This is a genomic window from Cupriavidus sp. PET2-C1 (assembly GCF_054515855.1).
Window position 1 is genome coordinate 1,596,625 of the sequence record NZ_CM137259.1, and the last position, 19,831, is coordinate 1,616,455.

Annotated in this window: 22 protein-coding genes; 6 read left to right on the forward strand and 16 right to left on the reverse strand. The window is 63.3% G+C overall.

The window, feature by feature from the left end:
- Positions 1–5: 5 nt before the first annotated feature.
- From ACX12D_RS07340 to pbpG, 3 genes are all read left to right on the forward strand, one after another.
- Positions 6–458, forward strand: a complete 453-nt coding sequence (locus ACX12D_RS07340; RefSeq protein WP_459373469.1) for an acyl-CoA thioesterase — start codon at positions 6–8, stop codon at positions 456–458.
- Positions 459–486: 28 nt separating this feature from the next.
- Positions 487–1,188, forward strand: coding sequence for a nitroreductase (locus ACX12D_RS07345; RefSeq protein ID WP_459373470.1), 702 nt, complete (start codon positions 487–489; stop codon positions 1,186–1,188).
- 379 nt (positions 1,189–1,567) lie between these two features.
- Entirely contained in the window at positions 1,568–2,713 is a 1,146-nt protein-coding gene (pbpG, locus tag ACX12D_RS07350) for a D-alanyl-D-alanine endopeptidase (protein WP_441630619.1), read from the forward strand.
- Positions 2,714–2,805: 92 nt separating this feature from the next.
- On the opposite strand, the gene ACX12D_RS07355 is transcribed toward pbpG, so the two are convergent.
- The 3 genes from ACX12D_RS07355 to ACX12D_RS07365 form a co-directional block, all read right to left on the reverse strand.
- Positions 2,806–4,218, reverse strand: a complete 1,413-nt coding sequence (locus ACX12D_RS07355) for an FAD-binding oxidoreductase (protein WP_459373472.1) — start codon at positions 4,216–4,218, stop codon at positions 2,806–2,808.
- 30 nt (positions 4,219–4,248) lie between these two features.
- Positions 4,249–4,995 carry a FadR/GntR family transcriptional regulator gene (locus ACX12D_RS07360; RefSeq protein ID WP_459373473.1) on the reverse strand — a complete coding sequence of 249 codons (747 nt, stop codon included), beginning with the start codon at positions 4,993–4,995 and terminating at the stop codon, positions 4,249–4,251.
- A 180-nt stretch (positions 4,996–5,175) separates the two neighbouring features.
- The gene (locus ACX12D_RS07365; RefSeq protein WP_006155981.1) at positions 5,176–5,961 is read right to left on the reverse strand and encodes an IclR family transcriptional regulator; all 786 of its coding nucleotides are present in this window, start codon (positions 5,959–5,961) and stop codon (positions 5,176–5,178) included.
- A gap of 247 nt (positions 5,962–6,208) precedes the next feature.
- Between ACX12D_RS07365 and ACX12D_RS07370 the strand changes: the two genes are divergently transcribed.
- Genes ACX12D_RS07370 through ACX12D_RS07380 form a run of 3 tightly spaced genes read left to right on the forward strand, consistent with a single transcriptional unit; the run spans position 6,209 to position 8,660 of the window.
- Complete coding sequence (locus ACX12D_RS07370) at positions 6,209–6,934, forward strand: (Fe-S)-binding protein (protein WP_459373474.1); 726 nt, start codon at positions 6,209–6,211, stop codon at positions 6,932–6,934.
- A gap of 41 nt (positions 6,935–6,975) precedes the next feature.
- On the forward strand, positions 6,976–8,385 hold the full coding sequence (locus tag ACX12D_RS07375; RefSeq protein WP_459373476.1) for a LutB/LldF family L-lactate oxidation iron-sulfur protein: 1,410 nt from the start codon (positions 6,976–6,978) through the stop codon (positions 8,383–8,385).
- Complete coding sequence (locus ACX12D_RS07380; protein ID WP_459373477.1) at positions 8,385–8,660, forward strand: hypothetical protein; 276 nt, start codon at positions 8,385–8,387, stop codon at positions 8,658–8,660. The genes ACX12D_RS07375 and ACX12D_RS07380 overlap by 1 nt, the downstream gene beginning before the upstream one ends.
- Before the next feature lie 97 nt (positions 8,661–8,757).
- On the opposite strand, the gene ACX12D_RS07385 is transcribed toward ACX12D_RS07380, so the two are convergent.
- The 13 genes from ACX12D_RS07385 to ACX12D_RS07445 form a co-directional block, all read right to left on the reverse strand.
- On the reverse strand, positions 8,758–9,552 hold the full coding sequence (locus ACX12D_RS07385) for an ABC transporter ATP-binding protein (protein ID WP_441630631.1): 795 nt from the start codon (positions 9,550–9,552) through the stop codon (positions 8,758–8,760).
- Between the two features lies 1 nt (position 9,553).
- The gene (locus ACX12D_RS07390) at positions 9,554–10,450 is read right to left on the reverse strand and encodes an ABC transporter permease (RefSeq protein WP_441630633.1); all 897 of its coding nucleotides are present in this window, start codon (positions 10,448–10,450) and stop codon (positions 9,554–9,556) included.
- Positions 10,451–10,603: 153 nt separating this feature from the next.
- On the reverse strand, positions 10,604–11,575 hold the full coding sequence (locus tag ACX12D_RS07395) for an ABC transporter substrate-binding protein (RefSeq protein WP_441630635.1): 972 nt from the start codon (positions 11,573–11,575) through the stop codon (positions 10,604–10,606).
- Positions 11,576–11,908: 333 nt separating this feature from the next.
- Positions 11,909–12,967, reverse strand: coding sequence for an aldo/keto reductase (locus ACX12D_RS07400; protein WP_459373478.1), 1,059 nt, complete (start codon positions 12,965–12,967; stop codon positions 11,909–11,911).
- 57 nt (positions 12,968–13,024) lie between these two features.
- Positions 13,025–14,059 (reverse strand): quinone-dependent dihydroorotate dehydrogenase, encoded by a 1,035-nt coding sequence (locus tag ACX12D_RS07405; protein WP_441630639.1) that lies wholly within the window; start codon positions 14,057–14,059, stop codon positions 13,025–13,027.
- Positions 14,060–14,160: 101 nt separating this feature from the next.
- Positions 14,161–15,006, reverse strand: a complete 846-nt coding sequence (locus ACX12D_RS07410; RefSeq protein WP_459373479.1) for an arginyltransferase — start codon at positions 15,004–15,006, stop codon at positions 14,161–14,163.
- A 91-nt stretch (positions 15,007–15,097) separates the two neighbouring features.
- Positions 15,098–15,838: a leucyl/phenylalanyl-tRNA--protein transferase gene (gene aat / locus ACX12D_RS07415; protein WP_459373480.1), complete on the reverse strand. Its 741-nt coding sequence runs from the start codon at positions 15,836–15,838 to the stop codon at positions 15,098–15,100.
- Positions 15,839–15,866: 28 nt separating this feature from the next.
- A complete protein-coding gene (locus tag ACX12D_RS07420) occupies positions 15,867–16,451 on the reverse strand; it encodes an NUDIX hydrolase (protein WP_441630644.1) in 585 nt (194 codons plus the stop codon).
- Between the two features lie 255 nt (positions 16,452–16,706).
- Positions 16,707–17,015 carry a hypothetical protein gene (locus ACX12D_RS07425; RefSeq protein WP_459373481.1) on the reverse strand — a complete coding sequence of 103 codons (309 nt, stop codon included), beginning with the start codon at positions 17,013–17,015 and terminating at the stop codon, positions 16,707–16,709.
- A gap of 50 nt (positions 17,016–17,065) precedes the next feature.
- Entirely contained in the window at positions 17,066–17,737 is a 672-nt protein-coding gene (locus ACX12D_RS07430) for a hypothetical protein (protein ID WP_459373482.1), read from the reverse strand.
- Positions 17,738–17,758: 21 nt separating this feature from the next.
- The gene (locus ACX12D_RS07435; RefSeq protein ID WP_459373483.1) at positions 17,759–18,310 is read right to left on the reverse strand and encodes a hypothetical protein; all 552 of its coding nucleotides are present in this window, start codon (positions 18,308–18,310) and stop codon (positions 17,759–17,761) included.
- Complete coding sequence (locus ACX12D_RS07440) at positions 18,307–18,924, reverse strand: hypothetical protein (protein ID WP_459373484.1); 618 nt, start codon at positions 18,922–18,924, stop codon at positions 18,307–18,309. The genes ACX12D_RS07435 and ACX12D_RS07440 overlap by 4 nt, the downstream gene beginning before the upstream one ends.
- Positions 18,921–19,493 (reverse strand): PAAR domain-containing protein, encoded by a 573-nt coding sequence (locus tag ACX12D_RS07445; RefSeq protein WP_459373485.1) that lies wholly within the window; start codon positions 19,491–19,493, stop codon positions 18,921–18,923. The genes ACX12D_RS07440 and ACX12D_RS07445 overlap by 4 nt, the downstream gene beginning before the upstream one ends.
- Positions 19,494–19,831 lie beyond the last annotated feature (338 nt).

Sequence of the window (19,831 nt, forward strand, 5' to 3'; positions counted from 1 at the left end):
TTTCGATGAAACCGACCGCAGATACCCGCAGCGCCTACCGTCATTTCCAGCCCATCACCACGCGCTGGATGGATAACGACGTCTATGGCCATGTCAATAACGTCATCTACTACAGTTACTTCGATACCGTCGTGAACACCTACCTGATCCGGGCGGGCGTGCTGGATATCGGGTCCGGCGACACCATCGGGCTGGTGATCGAGACGCAATGCAATTATTTTGCCGCGCTGAGTTTTCCCGACACGGTGGTGGCGGGGCTGCGCGTGGCAAGGCTGGGCAATTCGAGCGTGCGCTACGAAGTGGGCCTGTTCCGTAACGACGAAGACGTAGCCGCGGCGCAGGGCCATTTTGTTCATGTCTATGTGGATCGCGCCACGCGCCGCCCGGTGCCGCTACCGCCCGCGCTGCGCGATGCGCTGCAGGCCCTGGTGTGCGAACCGGCGGATGCCGGCGCTTGATCCGGCCCGCGCAAAGGAGTTGAGAACCATGGATTCGCAGCAGAAGCGGGGCGCCGCCCTGATCGATCAGGCCATCATCACGCGCCGCTCGGTGCGCGCGTTCCTCGATACGCCGGTGCCGCGCGACGTGGTCAATGAGATCCTGGCCGTGGCCAGCCGGGCTCCGTCGGGCACCAACGCCCAGCCATGGCGGGTCTATGTGCTGACTGGCGACGCCAAGGTGAAGCTGTCGGCCGACGTGCTGGCCGCTTACGACGATCCGCAGCGCGACAGCAAGTATCGCGAGGAGTATCCCTACTATCCACGCGAGTGGGTGGCGCCGTACATTGACCGCCGCCGCAAAGTGGGTTGGGACCTGTACAGCCTGCTGCAGATCAGCCGGGAGGACAAGGCGCGCATGCATGCGCAGCACTCGCGCAACTTCACGTTCTTCGGCGCCCCGGTGGGCATGATCTTCACGATCGACCGCATCCTGGAGCTGGGCAGCTGGCTGGACTACGGCATGTTCCTGCAAAGCATCATGGTGGCGGCGCGGGCGCGCGGGCTGGATACCTGTCCGCAGGCGGCGTTCACCCAATTCCACGCGGTCATCAGCCATCACTTGCGCCTGCCGGCGGATGAAATGGTGGTGTGCGGCATGGCCCTGGGCCATGCCGACCCCGCCGCCATAGAGAATACCCTTAGTACCGAGCGTGAACCGGTAAGCGGGTTCGCGCGTTTCTTATCTTAAGAACGTGTCGGCGGCGAAGGCCCGCTTTGTGCTGTCGCTGCCCGCTGCATGTTGGCTCGGGGCAACCCGATGGGCGGGTGAGAAAGATGAAACAGAGATGAAACAGTGTGGAATTACCACAGTCGACGTCGGTCTTAATGCACGTGTCATGTGATGCGTGCCCCGCATTTGCCGTAATGTGGAATTGTTTGCAAATCGAACTTTAAAGAGGCTTCGTAAGTCTTTAATCTTGCTAACAATTTCTTTTTTTCCTAAACTGGCGCAATCCTAGTTGCGCGCTGAATGAATCATGTTCCGGTCTGATTCCCCCTTATTTTTGCGATTCTTCGGCTCTACCCCTCTTACTTCGGTTGCGGCCTCTGTGCTGTTGACCGTTTCCATGCTGGCCGCCCCTGTGGCCGATGCCGCGACGAAAACGTCGGACACCGCAAAAACCAGCAAAAAGTCGGCAAAAGTCGTTAAGTCCGATAAAAAATCGGCAAATTCTTCCTCTAAATCCGCAAAATCCAAGCAGGTCGCGACGAGCGGCAAGGCCGAGCGCGCCACTACGCGCAAGGTCGTGGTGCTGAGAAACGGTAAACGCACCGTGGTGGCACAGCGCCAGGCGGCGCCGGTTCGCGCGGCGTTCATCCCCGCGAAACCCTCGCTGGGCGAGGCGCTCGGCCTGCGTGACACCGAAGATGCGCTCGCGCTGCGCTCCAGCGTGGCGCTGGTGATGGATCAGAACACCAACGAAGTGCTGTTCCAGAAGAACGCCGCCGCGGTGCTGCCGATCGCCTCGATCACCAAGCTGATGACCGCCCTGGTTGTGATGGACGCGCGCCAGCCGATGGACGAGGTGCTTACCATCAACGAGGAAGACCGCGACAACGAGAAGCACAGCAGTTCGCGCCTGCGCTTTGGCGCGCAGCTCTCCCGTCAGGAGGCGCTCCTGCTGGCGCTGATGTCCTCGGAGAATCGTGCGGCATCGGTGCTGGGCCGCAGCTACCCGGGTGGCCTGCCGGCCTTTGTGCAGGCCATGAACCGCAAGGCACGCGAGCTCGGCATGAACGACAGCCACTTTGTCGATTCGAACGGCTTGTCGAGCAGCAATGTCTCGAGCGCGATGGACCTCGTGCGCATGGTCAACGCGGCGTACCGCAACCCCACCATCCGCGAGTTTTCGACGCAGACCGAGCATGAGGTCAACGTACTGGGCCGCACCCAGCACTACGTCAGCACCAACCGCCTGGTTCGCGGCGGCAACTGGGAGATCGGCCTGCAGAAAACAGGCTTTATCTCCGAGGCTGGCCAGTGCCTGGTGATGCAGGCACGCGTGAATGGCCGCAATGTGGTGATGGTGTTCCTGGATTCCGTTGGCAAGCTGTCCCGCTTTGCCGATGCCAACCGCGTCAAGGACTGGCTGGAACACGTGCAGACCGGGCCTGGCCGCCCTTTTCCTACGTCCCCAAACCTGACGCAGGGGCCTGGCAGCCCAACCAGCCCCCAGGCGATCCTGACCGCCCAGCAGCCTCGCGGCATCTGATGGCGGCACCGGAGTGATCTGGCCGCCCGCTGCTTGCAGGCAAAAAAACGCGCCGTCACCGGCGCGTTTTTCTTTGGGGCTGGGCAGGGCGCTTAGAGCAGCTTGCCCGGATTCATGATGCCGGCCGGATCCAGCAACTGCTTGATGCCCTGCATCATGCGCAGCTCGAGCGGGTCCTTGAGGCGCAGGAAATCATCGCGCTTGAGCTGGCCGATGCCATGCTCGGCGCTGATGCTGCCGCCGTAGCGTGCCACCTCGTCCAGCACTTCGGCGGTCAGCGCCTTGCCATGCTGTGCGGTCCAGTCGCGCTCCGCGCCCGCGGGGCGCGACAGGTTGTAGTGCAGGTTGCCGTCGCCGAAGTGCCCGAAGATAAACGGGCGGATGCTGGGGCTGATGGCCTTGAGGCGCGCCTCCATCGACACCATGAAGGCCGGGATCTGCTCGATCGGCAGCGACACATCATGCTTCAGGTGCGGCCCATCGGCGCGCTGGGCCTCGGAGATTTCCTCGCGCAGCTTCCACAGGCTCTGCAATTGCGACAACGACGCAGAGACGGCAGCGTCCAGGCACAGCTCGCGCTCCAGCGCCTCGCCAATCACGCGCTCCAGCAGCACGTTGAGGGCGGCTTCGTCGGTGGTGTCGGCCAGCTCAACCAGCACATAGGCAGGATAGCGTTGGCCGAAGGGCTCCTGCACGCCTTCCGCGTGCTTGAGCACGAGGTCGACGCAATCGCCGGTGAAGAATTCGAAGGCTTGCAGGCGAGCGCCGCACTGCGCAAACAGCAGCTCGAAGAGCTCCAGCGCCTGCAGCGGGGAGGCCACTGCCGCAAGCACCACCGAGCGTGCGTCGGTGCGCGGAAACAGGCGCAGCGCTGCCGCCGTGATGACGCCCAGCGTGCCTTCGGAGCCGATCAGCAATTGCTTGAGGTCGTAGCCGGTGTTGTCCTTGCGCAAGGCGCGCAGGCCATGAAAGATCTCGCCGTTGGGCAGCACGGCTTCCACGCCCAGCACCAGCTCGCGGGCCATGCCGTAGCGCACCACATTGACCCCGCCCGCGTTGGTCGCGAGATTGCCCCCGATCTGGCAGGAGTCCTCGGCCGCCAGGCTGAGCGGCAGCAGGCGATGCGCCTCCTGCGCGGCGCGCCGCAGGTTGCCCAGGATGCAGCCCGCTTCGGCGACGAGCGTGTTGGCGATGGTGTCGATCGAGCGGATCGCGTTCATGCGGTCCATGCTCAGCACCACGTTGGAGGGGCTGCTGTCGGGCGCGGCGCCGCCGCACAGGCCGGTGTTGCCGCCACGCGGCACCACCGGGACCGCGGCCTGCTGGCACAAGGCCAGGCAACGTGCCACTTCATCCACCGAGCGCGGGCGCACCACGGCCTGCGCATTGCCACGGTAAAGGCCGCGCCAGTCGGCGAGCCACGGCGCAACCTGGTCTGGCTCGGTGGCGACCACGTCGGGGCCTAGCGCTTCGATCAGGCGGGGCAGGAAAGCTGAGTTTTGCATGATGGGTCTATCCGGGGTAGCAATGCGGCTTCAGGCCGCGGAATGAGAGGGCTCTTGGCCGCTGGTGGTGGGCTCGCCGCGCACTGCCAGCTGCAGGCCCAGGCGCGCCGCCGCGCCGCGCAGGTGGGCTACCGCCGCGGCGCGCGCATGTTCAGGGTCGCCGGCGCGGATCGCGTGGAAGATGGCCAGGTGTTCCTGGTGGACCTGTTCGGACAGGCCCTCCTGCTGGCGGGTATTGAGCCGCGCCACATGCACGGCCTGGTGCAGTTGCAGGTTCAGGTACTGCAGCAGCTGAAGGTAGTACTTGTTGTGGGTGGCGGTGGCGATCGCCACATGGAAGGCGGTGTCTGCCTCCGCGCTGCGGTGCGGGTCGTGCAATTGCGCCGCGAGCCGGTCCAGCAGCGCCTGCATGCCGGCCACATCCTGCGCGGTGCGCCGCAGCGCCGCCAGCGCGGCCGCGGCGCTCTCCAGATCGAGCCGCAGTTCGTAGATGCTGGCCAGTTCGTCGCGGTCGATGCCGATCTCCTGCGGCAGCTGGAAGCCGGCATTGCCCACGCGCGAGCGCACGGTGCTGCCCACGCCCTGGCGGCTTTCGACCAGGCCCTGGGAGCGCAGGTGCTCGGTCACCTCGCGGATGACGGCGGGGCTGACACCGTATTGCTCGGCAAGCTGTTTGCCGGTCGGCAGCCGGGCGCCGACGGGGTAGGTGCCGCCGGCGATCTCGGCGCGCAGCTGCTGGGTCACCTGTTCGGTGAGGGTAATGGCTTTGGTCCGCATGCCCAGCAGGATATAGCTATTCAGGTTATCTGAAAACTAAGGGTATATACCTAATTTCGGTCGGAGGTCCTGCGCGAGGGAACGGGGAAAGGGGGAGGGGAAAAGAGAGGGGGAGGCGGGCGAGGTCAGGGTTCGGCGCGAAGGGCCCGTGGCTCCCCCGCGCCGTCCACCCCGCCGGGTTCAGGCTGCGACGTCAGTCGCGTAGCCCATGCCGCGCGAGATCTGCAACGCGGTTTCCTTCAGGTTTTGCAGCCAGCTGTCCTGCAGGCGGTCGGCCGGGGCCGAGAGCGACAATCCGGCCACCAGACGGCGCGAGTCGTCGTAGATGCCGGCGGCGATGCAACGCACGCCGAGTTCCAGCTCTTCGTTGTCGCGCGCATAGCCATTGGTGCGCACCCAGTTCAGTTCGCGCTCGAGCTTGATCAGGTCGGTGATCGAGGTGCGGGTGTGGCCGGCCAGCCCGGTGCGGGTGGCGTAGTTGCGAACGCGCGCGACTTCATCGGCGGCCAGGAACAGCTTGCCTACTGAAGTGAGGTGCAGCGGCGCGCGGCCGCCAATGGCGCGCACCACTTGCATGCCGGAGCGCTCGCTATAGGCGCGCTCGATGTAGACGATCTCATCGCCTTGCCGCACCGACAGGTTCACCGTCTGGCCCGTCACGCGGTGCAGGGCCCGCATCGGCGCGAGCGCCGCATCGCGTACCGACAGCCGGGCCTTCACCAGGTTGCCGAGCTCCAGCAGCCGCATGCCAAGCCGGTAGCTGCCCGGATCGGAGCGGTCAACAAAGCGGCAGGCCACCATGTCATTGAGGATGCGGTGCGCGGTGGAAGGGTGCAGCCCGGTGGTCAGCGACAGTTCCTTGAGGCTCACCGGATCAGCATGCTGGGCGAGCGCATCCAGCAGGGTCATCATGCGTTCGATGACCTGGATGGATGTCTTGCCGGGGGCTTTGTCTGCTTCTGCCATGGGGAAATGTTGCCGTGCGGCAAATTAAGCGGTTGCCTGATTCTATCTCGCATTGTGAAAATTTCAATAGGTGAAATGGCATTGCCGTAAGAATCTTCGGATTTTGCCGCTGGGAAATGTGTCGAAAGCGACATAAAACGGCATGCAAAAATGCGGCGAATTCACCCCTGCGGTGCACGCTTTTGTATGCTGGCCGGTGCGCAAGGGCGCATAATTGCGGGGTTTCGGGGTCTGGAAAAGGGAAACAATGCGAGTTGGTCTGTTCGCCACCTGCCTGGTGGACCTCATGCGTCCGGAAATCGGCTTCTCGGTGCTCAAGTTGCTGGAGAAGGCTGGCTTCGAGGTGATGGTGCCCGAAGCCCAGACCTGTTGCGGGCAACCTGCCTACAACTCGGGCGAGCGCACGGCATCGCGCGACCTGGCGGAAAAATTCCTGCGCGAGTTCGAAATGTTCGACTACGTGGTGATTCCGTCCGGATCTTGTGGCGGCATGGTGCTGCATCACTATGCGGACCTGCTTGGCGACGATCCCGAGCTGAATGGCCGCTACGAAGGCCTGCGCGCGCGCGTGTTCGAGCTGACGGATTTCCTGGTCAACGTGGCCAAGCTGGGCGAGTTCGACTCGAAGTACGCGGGCCGCATTACCTACCATGATTCTTGCTCCGGCTTGCGCGAGCTGGGCGTCAAGAGCCAGCCCCGCGCCCTCCTGGCGCAATTGCCCGGTGTGCAGTTGAGCGAGATGAAGGACTGCGAGGCTTGCTGCGGATTCGGCGGCACCTTCTCGGTCAAGTACGGCAATATCTCCACGGCCATCGTCGATGAGAAGTGCGCCAACATCAAGGCCAGCGGTGCCGATGCCGTGGTGCTGGGCGACCTCGGCTGCATGCTCAATATCGAAGGGCGCCTGCGCAGGACCGGCGACACGCGTACCCAGGTGCTGCATATCGCGCAAGTGCTCGCCGGTGATGCCTGATCCCGGCCAGCGGAAAAATAAACCTTAGCGAGATCCCCGCTATGCAAGTTCGCAGCATGGAGTTCAAAGCGCGCGCGGGCCAGAAGCTGGCCGACCAGCGCCTGCAGCAGAACCTCAAGAAGCTCTCCACCAAGTTCGTCACGGCGCGCGCCGACGCCATCCGCGACATCGACTTCGATGCCACCCGCGAGGCGCTCAAGGAGCGCCGCGACCGCGCGCTGCAGAACCTCGACGTCTGGCTCGCCACCTTCGAGGAAAACGCCACGCGCCGCGGCGCCACCGTGCTGTTCGCCGAGACCACGGCCGACGCCGCGCGGCTGGTAGCCGAGATTGCGCAGAAGCACGGGGTGAAGAAGGTCATCAAGAGCAAATCGATGGTGACCGAGGAAATGCGCCTGAACCAGGTGTTGGGCGACATGGGCGTGCAGAGCATCGAGACGGACCTGGGCGAATATATCCTGCAGATCAACGATGCCGAGCCGCCGTCGCACATCATTGCCCCGGTAGTGCACAAGGACAAGGAAGAGATCGCCGATCTCTTCGCCAAGGTCCACCACAAACCGCGCCTGACCGATATCTCCGAGATGACGCGCGAGGCGCGTGAAGTGCTGCGCCCGGAATTCCTGTCGGCCGACATGGGCGTGACCGGCGGCAATTTCATCATTGCCGAAACAGGCTCGGTGGCGGTGGTGACCAATGAAGGCAATGAAGGCATGTGCACGGTGATGCCGCGCGTGCACGTGGCCGTGACCGGCATCGAGAAGGTGCTGCCGACGCTGGAAGACCTGGCCACCGTGATGCGGCTGCTGCCGCGCTCGGCCACCGGCCAGGCCATCTCGAATTACTTTTCGCTGCTGACCGGCCCGCGCGCCGAGGGCGAGCGCGACGGCCCGGAGCATATGTATTTCGTGCTGGTCGACGGCGGGCGCAGCGGCCTGATCGGCGGCGACTTCCAGGACATGTTGCGCTGCATCCGCTGCGGCGCTTGCATGAACCATTGCCCGGTGTACCAGAAGATCGGCGGCCATGCCTATGGCTGGGTCTACCCGGGCCCGATGGGCAGCGTGCTGACGCCGAGCTATACCGGCATCGCCAACGCGCTGGACCTGCCGCAGGCGGCCACGCTGTGCGGAGAATGCAACCGCGTGTGCCCGGCTTCGATCCCGTTGTCGGACCTGCTGCGCAAGCTGCGCGAGAAGCAGATGGAGCGTGGCTTGCGTCCCTGGCAGGAGCGGCTCGGGCTGCATGTGTGGGGCTACGTGGCGCGCCGCCCGGGGCTATACGCCTTTGCCACTCGCATCGGCGCGCGCTTGCTCTCGCGCATGGGCGGCAGCAGCAAGCTGATTGCCAGCTTGCCGATGGCTGGCCGTGGCTGGACCGAGACCCGCGACCTGCCGGCACCGAGCGGACGCACGTTCCGCGAACTTTACAAAGAAAGGAGGGCGCGTTGATGGCCACGACCATGAGCAATGCACCGGCGCTGGCAACCATGCGCGCCGCACTCGAACAACACATCGGCGGCCAGCTCGCGGCCGATGGCCTGGTGCGCAGCTGGCGCGAGGCAGCTCCCGGCCTGGTGCTGCCGCCGATGTTCGGGCAGGCGATGGAAGAGCTGCTGCGCCGGCTGGAGATGGCGGCGGTATTTGCGCAGGATAGCTGCTCGTTTTCGAGCACCGCCGTCACCGACCAGCTCAAGCGCTGGCTGGACAAGGCGGCCACTGCCTGAGCAGCCCACGCCTTGCCAGAAATGCAAAAGGAAAAGGCCCCCGCTCAAGCAGGGGCCTTTTGCATGGGTGCGTGGCTAAGCGAACGAAGCGCGAGGCTCAGCCCAGCAGCAGGGCATCATCATCCAGCTGCTCATGCCGCGTCTGCTCGAACATGCGCAGCAGATCCGGCACGTCCAGTCCGGCGCGCCGGTCGCCCGAAACGTCCAGCACCACCTGGCCCTGGTGCAGCATCACCGTGCGTTGCCCGTAGTCCAGCGCCTGGCGCATGCTGTGCGTGACCATCATCGTGGTGAGCTTGGCTTGCTCCACGATCTTGGCGGTCAGCTCCAGCACGAAGGCGGCGGTCTTCGGGTCCAGCGCGGCGGTGTGCTCGTCCAGCAGCAGGATCCGCGAGGGCTGCAGCGAGGCCATCAGCAAGCTCACGGCCTGGCGCTGGCCGCCCGACAGCAGGCCGATGCGGTCGGTCAGGCGGTTTTCCAGGCCGAGGTTGAGCAGGCGCAGCTTGTCGCGGAAGAGCTCGCGCGAGGGCTTGTTCAGCGCCGCGCGAAAGCCTCGGCGGCTGCCGCGGGCCATGGCCAGCGCCATGTTTTCTTCAATCGTCAGTGCCTCGCAGGTGCCCGCCATCGGGTCCTGGAAGACGCGCGCCACCAGCGGGGCGCGGTCCCAGGCCGGCTTGCGCGTGACGTCGACGTCGTCGATCGTGACGCGGCCGGTGTCCACCATCTGATCGCCGCTGATGGCATTGAGGAAGGTGGATTTACCGGCGCCGTTGGAGCCGATCACGGCAACGAACTGGCCCGTCGGGATATCCAGGCTGAGGCCGCGCAGCGCGCGCGTCTCGATCGGGGTGCCGGGATTGAAGGTGAGTTTCAGGTCTTGTGCGCGCAGCATCTCAGGCACCTCCGTTCTTGCGGCCGAACAGCTTCTTGCGGGTCCCGGGCAGCACCAGGGCACCCGTCACCAGTACGGCAGTGACCAGGTTCAGGTCTTGTGCCTTGAGGCCGATGAACTCGCTGTTCAGGGCCAGCGCAATGAAGAAGCGGTAGAGGATGGCGCCCAGCACCACGGCCAGCGTGGTGTACACCAGCCGGCGCGCCGGCAGGATGCTCTCGCCGATGATCACCGCGGCCAGGCCGATCACGATGGTGCCGATGCCCATGGAGATATCGGAGCCGCCCTGGGTCTGCGCGAACAGCGCGCCCGCGAGGGCTACCAGGCCGTTGGACAGCGCCATGCCCGCCAGCGTGGCGCGGCCGGTGGCGATGCCCTGGGAGCGCGCCATGCGCGGATTGGCGCCGGTGGCTCGCATGGCCAGGCCGAGCTGCGAGGAGAAGAACCAGTCCAGCCCAAGCTTGGCCACGACCACCACGATCAGCAGCAGCGCGGGGCGCAGCATGTAGTCGGGCAGCCAGTCCGGCTGCAGGATGGTGAAGATGGTCGACTCGGTGATCAGCGGCACATTGGGCTTGCCCATGATGCGCAGGTTGATCGAGTACAGCGCGATCATCATCAGGATACTGGCCAGCAGGTCCATGATCTTGAGGCGCACGTTGAGCCAGCCCGTGACGAAGCCGGCAAAGGCGCCCGCAACGATCGCCAGCCCGGTGGCGATGAACGGATCCTGGCCCGAGGCGATCAGCGTGGCCGCCACGGCGCCACCCAGCGGGAAGCTGCCATCGACGGTCAGATCGGGGAAATTGAGGATGCGGAAGGAGATCAGCACCCCCAGGGCGACGAGGCTGAAGATCAGGCCGATCTCCAGGGCGCCCAGCAGGGAAAAGAGGGACATGGGGGAAATCCAGTTGCTTGTGTCCGGCACGGGAGGCCGAATCTGAAAACGCCTGGCGCGCTGCCCGGGTCAGGCGGCGCGGCGCAGGCGTTTCCGGGGGCGGGCCCGGATAGAGCCACCTGCGCGCGAACGCGCAGGGTCAGCGTGCCGTGATTACTTGATGACGGTCTTCGCTTCCTTGATCAGCTCGGGCGACAGCGTCACGCCTTGCTTCTCGGCCGCGCCGGTGTTCACGAACAGCTCCAGCTTGTCGCTGGTTTCCGAAGCGATCGCGCCGGGCTTCTCGCCCTTCAGGATACGCACCACAACCTTGCCGGTCTGATGGCCGAGGTCGCCGTAGTTGATGCCCAGCGCGGCAATGGCGCCACGCTTGACGCTGTCGGTATCGGCAGCCACCAGCGGGATCTTCGACTCGTTGGCGACCTTGACCAGGGCTTCGTACGCCGACACCACATTGTTGTCGGTGTTGGTGTAGATCACATCGACCTTGCCGATCAGGCTCTTGGCGGCGGCGCCGATGTCGACCGTGCGCGGTGCGGCGGCTTCTTTCAGCGTCAGGCCTTCCTTGGCCAGCATCGCCTTCAGTTCCTTGACCACCACCACCGAGTTGGCTTCACCCGGGTTGTAGACCATGCCGACCGTCTTGGCCTTGGGCACCACGCGCTTGATCAGGGCAACCTGGCGGTCCAGCGGCAGCTTGTCCGACACGCCGGTCACATTGGTGCCCGATGCGCTCCAGCTCTTGACCAGCTGGGCGGCGACCGGATCGGTCACGCCGGAGTACACCACCGGCACCGACTTGGTGGCGGCCACCACGGCCTGGGCCGACGGCGTGGCGATGGCCACGATCACATTGGGCTGGTCGCCAACGAACTTGCGGGCGATCTGCGCGGCCGTGCCGGTATTGCCCTGCGCGCTCTGGTATTCCCACTTCAGGCTCTTGTCGGCGTCAAAGCCGGCGGTCTTCAGCTCGTCGCGCACGCCATCACGGATGGCGTCCAGCGCGGGATGGTCGACGATCGAGAGCACCTTGACGGTCTGGGCCTGCACGGCGCCACCGTACAGCAGCGCGAGGGCGACGGCGCTGCCCAGGATGGTCTTGGTCGATGTCTTGAGACACTTCATAATTTTTAATCTCCCCCGGATATGGGTTCTGGGTGATGAGCCGCGTTTCGTTCTCGATAAGAACTGGTCCGCCGTCTTGCCCGGCGGCGCGCTGCGCCAACCGGCCGGTCCGTTGTGTGGGCGATACACCAGGCGGCAGGCTGGAGGACGCTCTTGTACAGCGGATACGACGGCGATAAGCCTGCGAGGATACCATTTTCGGGGCGAAATTTGCCCGATTCCGCCCGGTTTTGCCCTGTTCCAGGGCATCAGTAGGGGAAAACGGCAGGCCCGGAGCACGCCATGGGCGGCTCCGGGCGGCGCACCGCCGCTAGTGCCTGGAGCGCGGAAACGTTACTGCGCAGGATTGTGGATTTCGGCGTGGATGCGGGCAATGGCCGCGGTTATCGCCTCGGGCAGCGGCGTTTGCCAGGCATCGATGTTCTCGCGCAGCTGTTCCAGCGAGGTGGCGCCGATGATGGTGCTCGCCGCGAACCAGCGCGAGTAGCTCCAGGCCAGTGCCAGCGTTGCCGGCGAGAGGCCGTGCTCGCATGCCAGCGTCACATAGCGGGCGGCCGCGGCCAGGCTTTCCGGGCGCAGGTAGCGCGGGCTCCAGTCGGGCGGGAAGCGCGTCAGGCGGCCCTTGGCTTGCGCGTCAAACACGGGGTGGGCGAGGTCGCCACCGAGGTACTTGCCGGTGAGCTGGCCAAAGGCCAGCGGGCTGTATACCAGCAGGCTTACATCGGTGCGAAAGCACGCCTCGTCCAGGCCCTGCTCGAAGCTGCGGTTGAGCAGGTTGTACGGGTTCTGGATGGTGGCGATGCGCGGCAGGCCGTGCAGCTCTGCCTGCTTGACGAACTCGGCCACGCCCCACGGCGTTTCGTTGGACACGCCGACATAGCGGATCTTGCCCGCGCGCACCAGCTCGCCCATGGCTTCGAGTTGCGCCTGGATCGAGGCGCACTCGCGCTCATTGGCCGGATCGAACTGCTTTTGCCCGAAGATGGGCGCGTTGCGAGCGGGCCAGTGGATCTGGTACAGGTCGATGTAATCGGTCTGCAGGCGCGCCAGCGAGGCGTCCACCGCCGCGCGGATGCTGTCCGGGGTCAGGTCGCCGCCATTGCGGATCCACGGCATGCGCGCCGGGCCCGCCACCTTGGTGGCCAGCACGATGCGCTCACGCTGCTGGCGCTTGAGCCAGGTGCCGACGATGCGCTCGGTGCTGCCATAGGTTTCGGCACGCGGCTTGACCGGGTACATCTCGGCGGTGTCGATGAAGTTGATGCCGCGCGACACCGCGTAGTCGAGCTGGCTGTGGCCTTCGGCTTCGGTGTTCTGCTCGCCGAAGGTCATGGTGCCCAGGCAGATGCGCGAAACCTGCAGGTCGCTGCGGCCAAGACGGGTGGTTTCCATGGCTATCCTTGTGAGGCTGGGGTGATAAGGCGCAAAAGCGGGTTCGGGCCGGGGCCGTCAGGCGCGCAGCGCGGCGGCGCATTCCTTGACCAGCACCGGGCCGCGGTAGATCAGCCCGCTGTACACCTGCACCAGTTGCGCGCCGGCCGCGATCTTGGCTTGCGCATCGGCGCCGCTGAAGATGCCGCCCACGCCTACGATGGGCACCGCGTCTCCAACCACCGCGCGCAGGCCCTTGACCACGCGCGTGGATGATTCGAACACCGGCCGGCCCGACAGGCCGCCAGCTTCCTCGCCGTGCGGCAGGCCCTTGACGGCGTCGCGGGCGATCGTGGTGTTGGTGGCGATCACGCCGTCGATCCGGTGGCGGACCAGCGCATCGCCGATATTGCCGATCTGGTCGGCATCGAGGTCCGGCGCGATCTTGAGCGCGAGCGGCACGTAGCGCTTGTGCTTGTCGGCCAGGCGCTGCTGCGCGTCCTTGAGCGTGGAGAGCAGGTGGTCGAGCTCGCTGGCGCCCTGCAGCTGGCGCAGGTTCTTGGTGTTCGGCGAGGAGATATTGACGGTGACGTAGCTGGCATGCGGGTAGACCCGTTCCAGGCAGTGCAGGTAATCGTCCACCGCGCGCTCGATCGGCGTATCGGCGTTCTTTCCGATGTTCAGGCCCAGCACGCCGCCTTCGGCCTTCCAGCGCGATGCGTTCACATTGGCGATAAAGGCATCCACGCCGCCGTTGTTGAAGCCCATGCGGTTGATCAGCGCATCCGCCTGCGGCAGGCGGAACATGCGCGGCCGCGGGTTGCCCGCCTGCGGGCGCGGCGTTACGGTGCCCACCTCGATAAAGCCGAAGCCGAAGGCGGCCAGCCCGTCGATGTAGGCGCCATCCTTGTCGAGCCCGGCGGCCAGGCCAACCGGGTTGGGGAAGCGCACGCCCATCACCGTGCGCGGGTCATCGGCGATGGTATTGCCGATGCAGCCCGCCAGTCCCATGCGCTTGGCGCGGAGCAGGTTGTTGAGGGTGAAATGGTGAGCGTCCTCCGCATCCATCGAGAACAGGGCGGGGCGAAACAGGGGGTAGAGCGCGTTCAGCACAGGGAATCAGCTTGGAAGTCGGGACCAAGGCGGCATTGTAACGGTTGGGCCGGATCGGGTACTGCGCCGCTGGCGCGGGCGTGACTTGCGCAGGCTGTCCGCTACAGGCTGTTTTCCGGGGCTTCGTCGCCAGGCTGCGGCGGCACGACTGGCACAGCGGTGGGCGACGCCACGGCGTGCGCTCCATCCCGGAGCGATGCTTGCGTCTCATCGAACGCGCGCCACTGGTTTGCGGTCAGCACCTGCAGCGGCTGGTAGCGCGCCTTATAGGCCATTTTGCGGCTATCGGCGATCCAGTAGCCCAGGTACAGGTGTGGCAGGGCGAGCTCGCGGGCCTGTTGGATCTGCCACAGGATGTTGTAGGTGCCGTAGCTCGCGTGCACCTCCAGCGGGTCGTAGAAGGTGTAGACCGAGGACAGGCCGTCGTCGAGCACATCGATCATGCTGACCATGCGCAGCCGCCCGGCCTCTGGCGAGCCCGGCGGCTCTCGGAATTCAACCAGCCGCGAGTTGACCCGGCTTTGCAGCAGGAACTGCTCGTACTGGTCGCGGCTGTCCTGGTCCATGCCGCCGCCGGCGTGGCGCATCGACTGGTACAGCAGGTAGAGCGAATAATGCTCTTCCACATAGGTCAGCGGCGCCACCAGCGCCTGCAGGCTGCCGTGCTGGCGCCAGGCCCGGCGCTGGCTGCGGTCCGGGCGGAACCGGTCGACCACCACGCGGCACGGCGTGCAGGCGTGGCATTCATCGCAATAGGGGCGGTAGGTAAAGATGCCGCTGCGCCGGAAGCCGGCGCGCACCAGCCGCGAATAGACATCGGCATTGATCAGGTGGGCGGGCGTGGCTACCTGAGAGCGCGCCATGCGGCCATCGAGGTAGCTGCAAGCGTAGGGTGCCGTAGCGTAGAACTGCAACGCGGAAAGGGGGAGTTCCTTTAGCTTGCTCATGTGTCTGCAACGGCCAGGGATGAAACAGCAACGCGGGAAAGCCGATGGCGCTGCGGCCAAGCCGTGCGGCGAGTGGCCAATGCGGTGCGCCCTATGACTGCACCTGAGTCCATCTCTCCAGCACCGTCTTGTCAAAACCCCACGGCACGATATCTGGCTGGCGGGTGGCAATGCGGATATGGGCCGCAAACTCCGCACGCGGGATAGGACTCGCCCCAAGCGAAGCCAGATGATCGGTTTCCTGCTGGCAGTCTATCATCGCCACGCCGTGGTTGCCGAGGAACGCGCACAGCGCGGCCAGGGCGATTTTGGAGGCGTCGGTGCGCCGCGCGAACATCGATTCGCCATAGAACATCCGCCCGAGCGCCACGCCGTACAGGCCGCCCGCGCGCTCGCCCTGGTACCAGGTCTCCACGCAATGCGCCAGGCCATTGCGGTGGAGTGCGCCATAGGCGGCGATGATGTCCTCGGTGATCCAGGTGCCATGCTGGCCATCGCGCGGGGTTTCGGCGCAGGCCTGCATGACGGCGATAAAGTCGTCGTCGACGCGGACTTCCCAGTCCGGGTCGCGCAGCACGCGCTTGAGGGTCTTGCGAAAGGTGCTGGAAACGCGCAGTGCCTGCGGCGGCAGCACCATGCGGGGATCGGTGCTCCACCACAGCACCGGCTGGCCTTCGGCGTACCAGGGAAAGATGCCTTGCCGGTAAGCCAGCAGCAGGCGCTGGGCCGACAGTTCGCGGCTGGCCGCAAGCAGGCCGGGCGCGTCGGAGCCCGGGCCGAGCGCACGCTCGACCGGCGGGAACGGATCATGCGGATCCAGCCAGGTGATCATGCGGGCAGTGCGGGCAACGCGCCCGGGTTCAGGGTTCGACCGTGGCCCGGGTGGTCAGCGGGCGCATCGGCTTGTCGATATCCAGGCTGTGCAGGCGGAAGGTGCCGTCGGCCAGCCGTCCCGCCGCGCGGTCCGCGAAGAAGCAGCGCAACGAATGGATCACGGTGGGGAAGGCCAGCTCGTCCCAGGGTACGTCGGCTTCCTCGACTAGCTTCACCTCCAGGCTTTCCTCGCCCGCCGAGATGTCCAGGTCCTCCAGCGTTGCCAGGTAGAACATATGCACCTGATGCACATGCGGCACGTTCAGGATCGAGAACAGTTCACCGACCTGCACCCGTGCCCCGGCCTCCTCCAGCGTCTCGCGCGCGGCGCCCTGCGCGGTGGTCTCACCGATCTCCATGAAGCCGGCCGGCAGCGTCCAGAAGCCGTAGCGCGGCTCGATGGCGCGCTTGCACAGCAGCACCTTATCCTCCCACACGGGAATGGTGCCGACCACATTGCGCGGGTTGACGTAGTGGATGGTGCCGCAGTTGTCGCACACTGAACGCAGGCGCGAGTCGCCTTCAGGGATGCGCAGCACGACCGCATGGCCGCAGTTCGAGCAGAATTTCATGAGAGGCGTCCGGGAGGAATGGCGAAAGTGTATCACCGCCGATGGGGGCTGCCGGGGGTGGGATACTAGTTTGGGGTGGGCTGTGGGGGCGGGTAGCGAGTGCGGCGCACAAAACAGAAAATGCTCCCATCAGGGCTGCCGGTAGCCGCCAGGGTTTTTGGGAGGGCGTGAGTTGCCCGGCTGCAACGGTGGCATGGGCACGCAGCAAAAATATTCGATGGATCCTGCGCACTAAGGGCTGTCCGTCGAAACCGCTCAGCCGTGGACGCTATAGCCCTCGCGCAGGATCCGCATAGCAATGCCCCATAAGGCGAATATGGCGACATCGCGAAGCGCTGCAATCGCCCACAGATATCGCCGCGCCGCCGGATTGGCAATCTGCATGTAGCAGAATCCGGCAAGCCCGACAACTCCAGCAACCTCGTCGAATAGCAATACTGCGGCAGTATGCGCGCCGACAGGGCCATTGAAGACGTCATCCCTGGTTGGGCCGCGATTAAGTAGTAGAGCGCCGGCGCGAGAAAGGAAGCCGGAAGTAACACCGCAGGCAGGAGGAATGTCCATCTTGCAAGCGCCATTTCGCAGAATAGCTTGGTCTAAAGGGGACTCATCTCTCATCTTGAATGCGTATCTTGTTCATAGGGGCTCAAGCACCACTCTAGAATCTCAGGGTCGTAGATCGCGTAGTGGGACACCACGCTTTCTTCAGTCCACTGCATTGTGGGAGGCATGAACTTGACTCCCTCGAGTGCAGCCTGTCGGCATTGGTCATCCTCCCATTGCCGCATCTTCAGCAATTGGTCGGGGTAGGAGTGCAGGCCTGGTTGTTCGTGGGCAGTTTGAATTTCGCTCAGCACGCGTTGAGAAAACCTGATGGTGAAGTGATCACGTGCATTTTCGGGTAGATGAAAATGTCCAGCAGTAATGAGGGGAATCAAGCCGCCATCTTGCTTGATCAGCATATGGCTCTTGGTAGCCGCGAATCCCTTGCAAATGAAGACAATGAGGTCGCCGTCGTTGATCCGGAGATAGTGCGTCATATCGATGTTCTCGAACTGCACAGGCCGTGACCCCGGGTCCGGCTCGTTGGCGCCGAAGTACAGCCAGGCGTCAACCGCCGAGAGAAAAGTTGTGATGCCGAGACAGCCTTGGATTTCGGATGTGACCATTGTGCAACTGTGTTCGCATTCGGCCTCCGGGTCAGTGTCTGGCGCAACGAGTGCGTAAAGATGTAGGTTCGAGTGAAATTGAAGATTGCAGGATGGAGTGTGGAGTTCCGTCTTCATGATCTTGTAACGTTATGTATCCTACTTTTTAGAGGTGTTTTCGTCAGTTTCTTGTTTCATCTGCCGAGTATCACGGACGGAGAAGAAATAGTTGAGCGCTGCCGATCCTCGCGGACCGGAAGGGATTTGGGAAATGTAGGCTATTCTGATATTCTGGAATGTTCCGCTGCGGCCGATGCCGTCAAAATTTGACGATATGCAATAATAATCATTATTGTTGTGGCGTATGATTCCGAAATCTGCCTTGTTCGCATTAATTCTTTCGGGACTTGCCCCTTCGATTCCTTTTGCTTTTGATAAGGGGGTGGCATGTTTTCCGAAAATTATCAGATCGCTTTTTCCTGTGCGCGTTGCATAGCCGACGCGCAGCCCCCTATAATCATAGGTATATGTGGAGTAACCGCGTTGGGGATCATCGTTAATCGTTGCTACGCCATCCAGTTTATCAATGCGCAGCGATGGGCGAATGGCGTCAAACATCAAGCAACTCTCAACAACGGGGGCAGGAGGGGCTTGTGCATATGTAGTGGCAGGTAATGCGAGGAAGAGTAGAAAGTAAAGTCGCTGTTTCACTTGTACTCCTTCGCGCCGGTGGTGCGCATGTAATCAGTGTTGTGTTTCCAGAAAATTGTTCCTCCATGTGCCGCCGTGGAGTCATAGATGTGATCGTGTCGATCGACTTCTTCTGTTTTTGTGATTAGCTTTCCATTTATTTTTATTTTCGTTGTTTTTGTTTTGATTACTATTTTAATGGATTCATCGATTCCATAAATATTATGGTCTGAGTCGGTGAATTTTATTCCGTGTCTAACTTTGAAATGATTTTTGTAGTTCGATCGTATATCGGCACCATCCCAGAAATATGCGCCGTTAGAGTAGTCAATTCCTCCTGAGAGCGCATTTTTTGCCGCTTTTACGGCGCTCGCCATGGCGGCGTTCTTCTCAATGTGAGCTTCGCTAGACTTCATCAGCTTCGCATAGCGCTCGTTACCGTCGCTGACAACGAAAGAAAATGTCTTTTCCTTGGTCGTAAAACTGGCTAGGGTGCTGTAACCGCGAGCTTTCATTTGCCGAAGCATCACGCTTGCAAGTGCCGCCATTTCCTCGTAGACATCCTTGGTTGAAGACTCTCCATAGGCGATTGCTGCGAGCAAGCGTGTTTCTGGATTCAAGGTTTCCTTTGTCACGGACGGACCTCCCCGCTCTTATCCAGCCACATAACAAGGCTGACGCGACTGCCGTGATTAAAGGCAATAGTCCGACCATCAGAAAATATGGCCTTTCTTGCAATCTGCTGGCCATTGGAAAACAGGTCATATAAGTAGCCGGCAACAGGTGCTTCCGTCTCGCCATCCACGAGCTCAAAGAATTGCTCAATGATTTCCCCGGCCTCTGCGATATCGACATCATCCCCTGAGAATCCGCTTGAGCTATGCGGGTGGCCCATGCTGTTACCGCTCCCAGCCATATCGTCGCACCATGTGTTGCCGGCGAGCAGAGCTATGATTCTTGGGGGCGTAGAACACTTGCAAAGCACAATATCGCCGTCAGCGGCCGTCTCGCCCATGAAGTTCAATCGGCGTGGTCCCCCAGACTTCGCAATAGTGCCGGTACTTTTGCAGGCCGCGCAGTAAGCTTGCCCGCCGATCAGTGCTACCTGGTGACCATTGCCAATTGTGAACGGCTGCCCGGAATACGGCAGAATGTCTCCCCCGTGTTCGAGTTCGTCTCCAACGCATGCCACTCTGCGCATCATCGCCGTTCCCCCAGTGCAAGGGTTGGTATCTCGTATTTCATACGTTCTCTCAGGAATTGATTGATGTGCGCGATGGCGCATCTACTTTATAGCGGGAGAAGGTGCGAGGTGGTTGCAGGCAATTCTGAATCTTCGGAAGAAATTTCCCAATGAGGGGTCGATGGAAACGAGGACGACGTCTCGAGCGTCCTCAATGGCCACAGGAGGGGAAAAACCGACGCGAGGGGCCCGGGATTGACGTGAGGGGAGGAGAATCGAGCGCGCAATGACAAATGCAGAACTACGGCGTCTATGTGGCGTGGTGGAGGGGGCGAGGTGTGCGCGGGATGGCTGCGCGC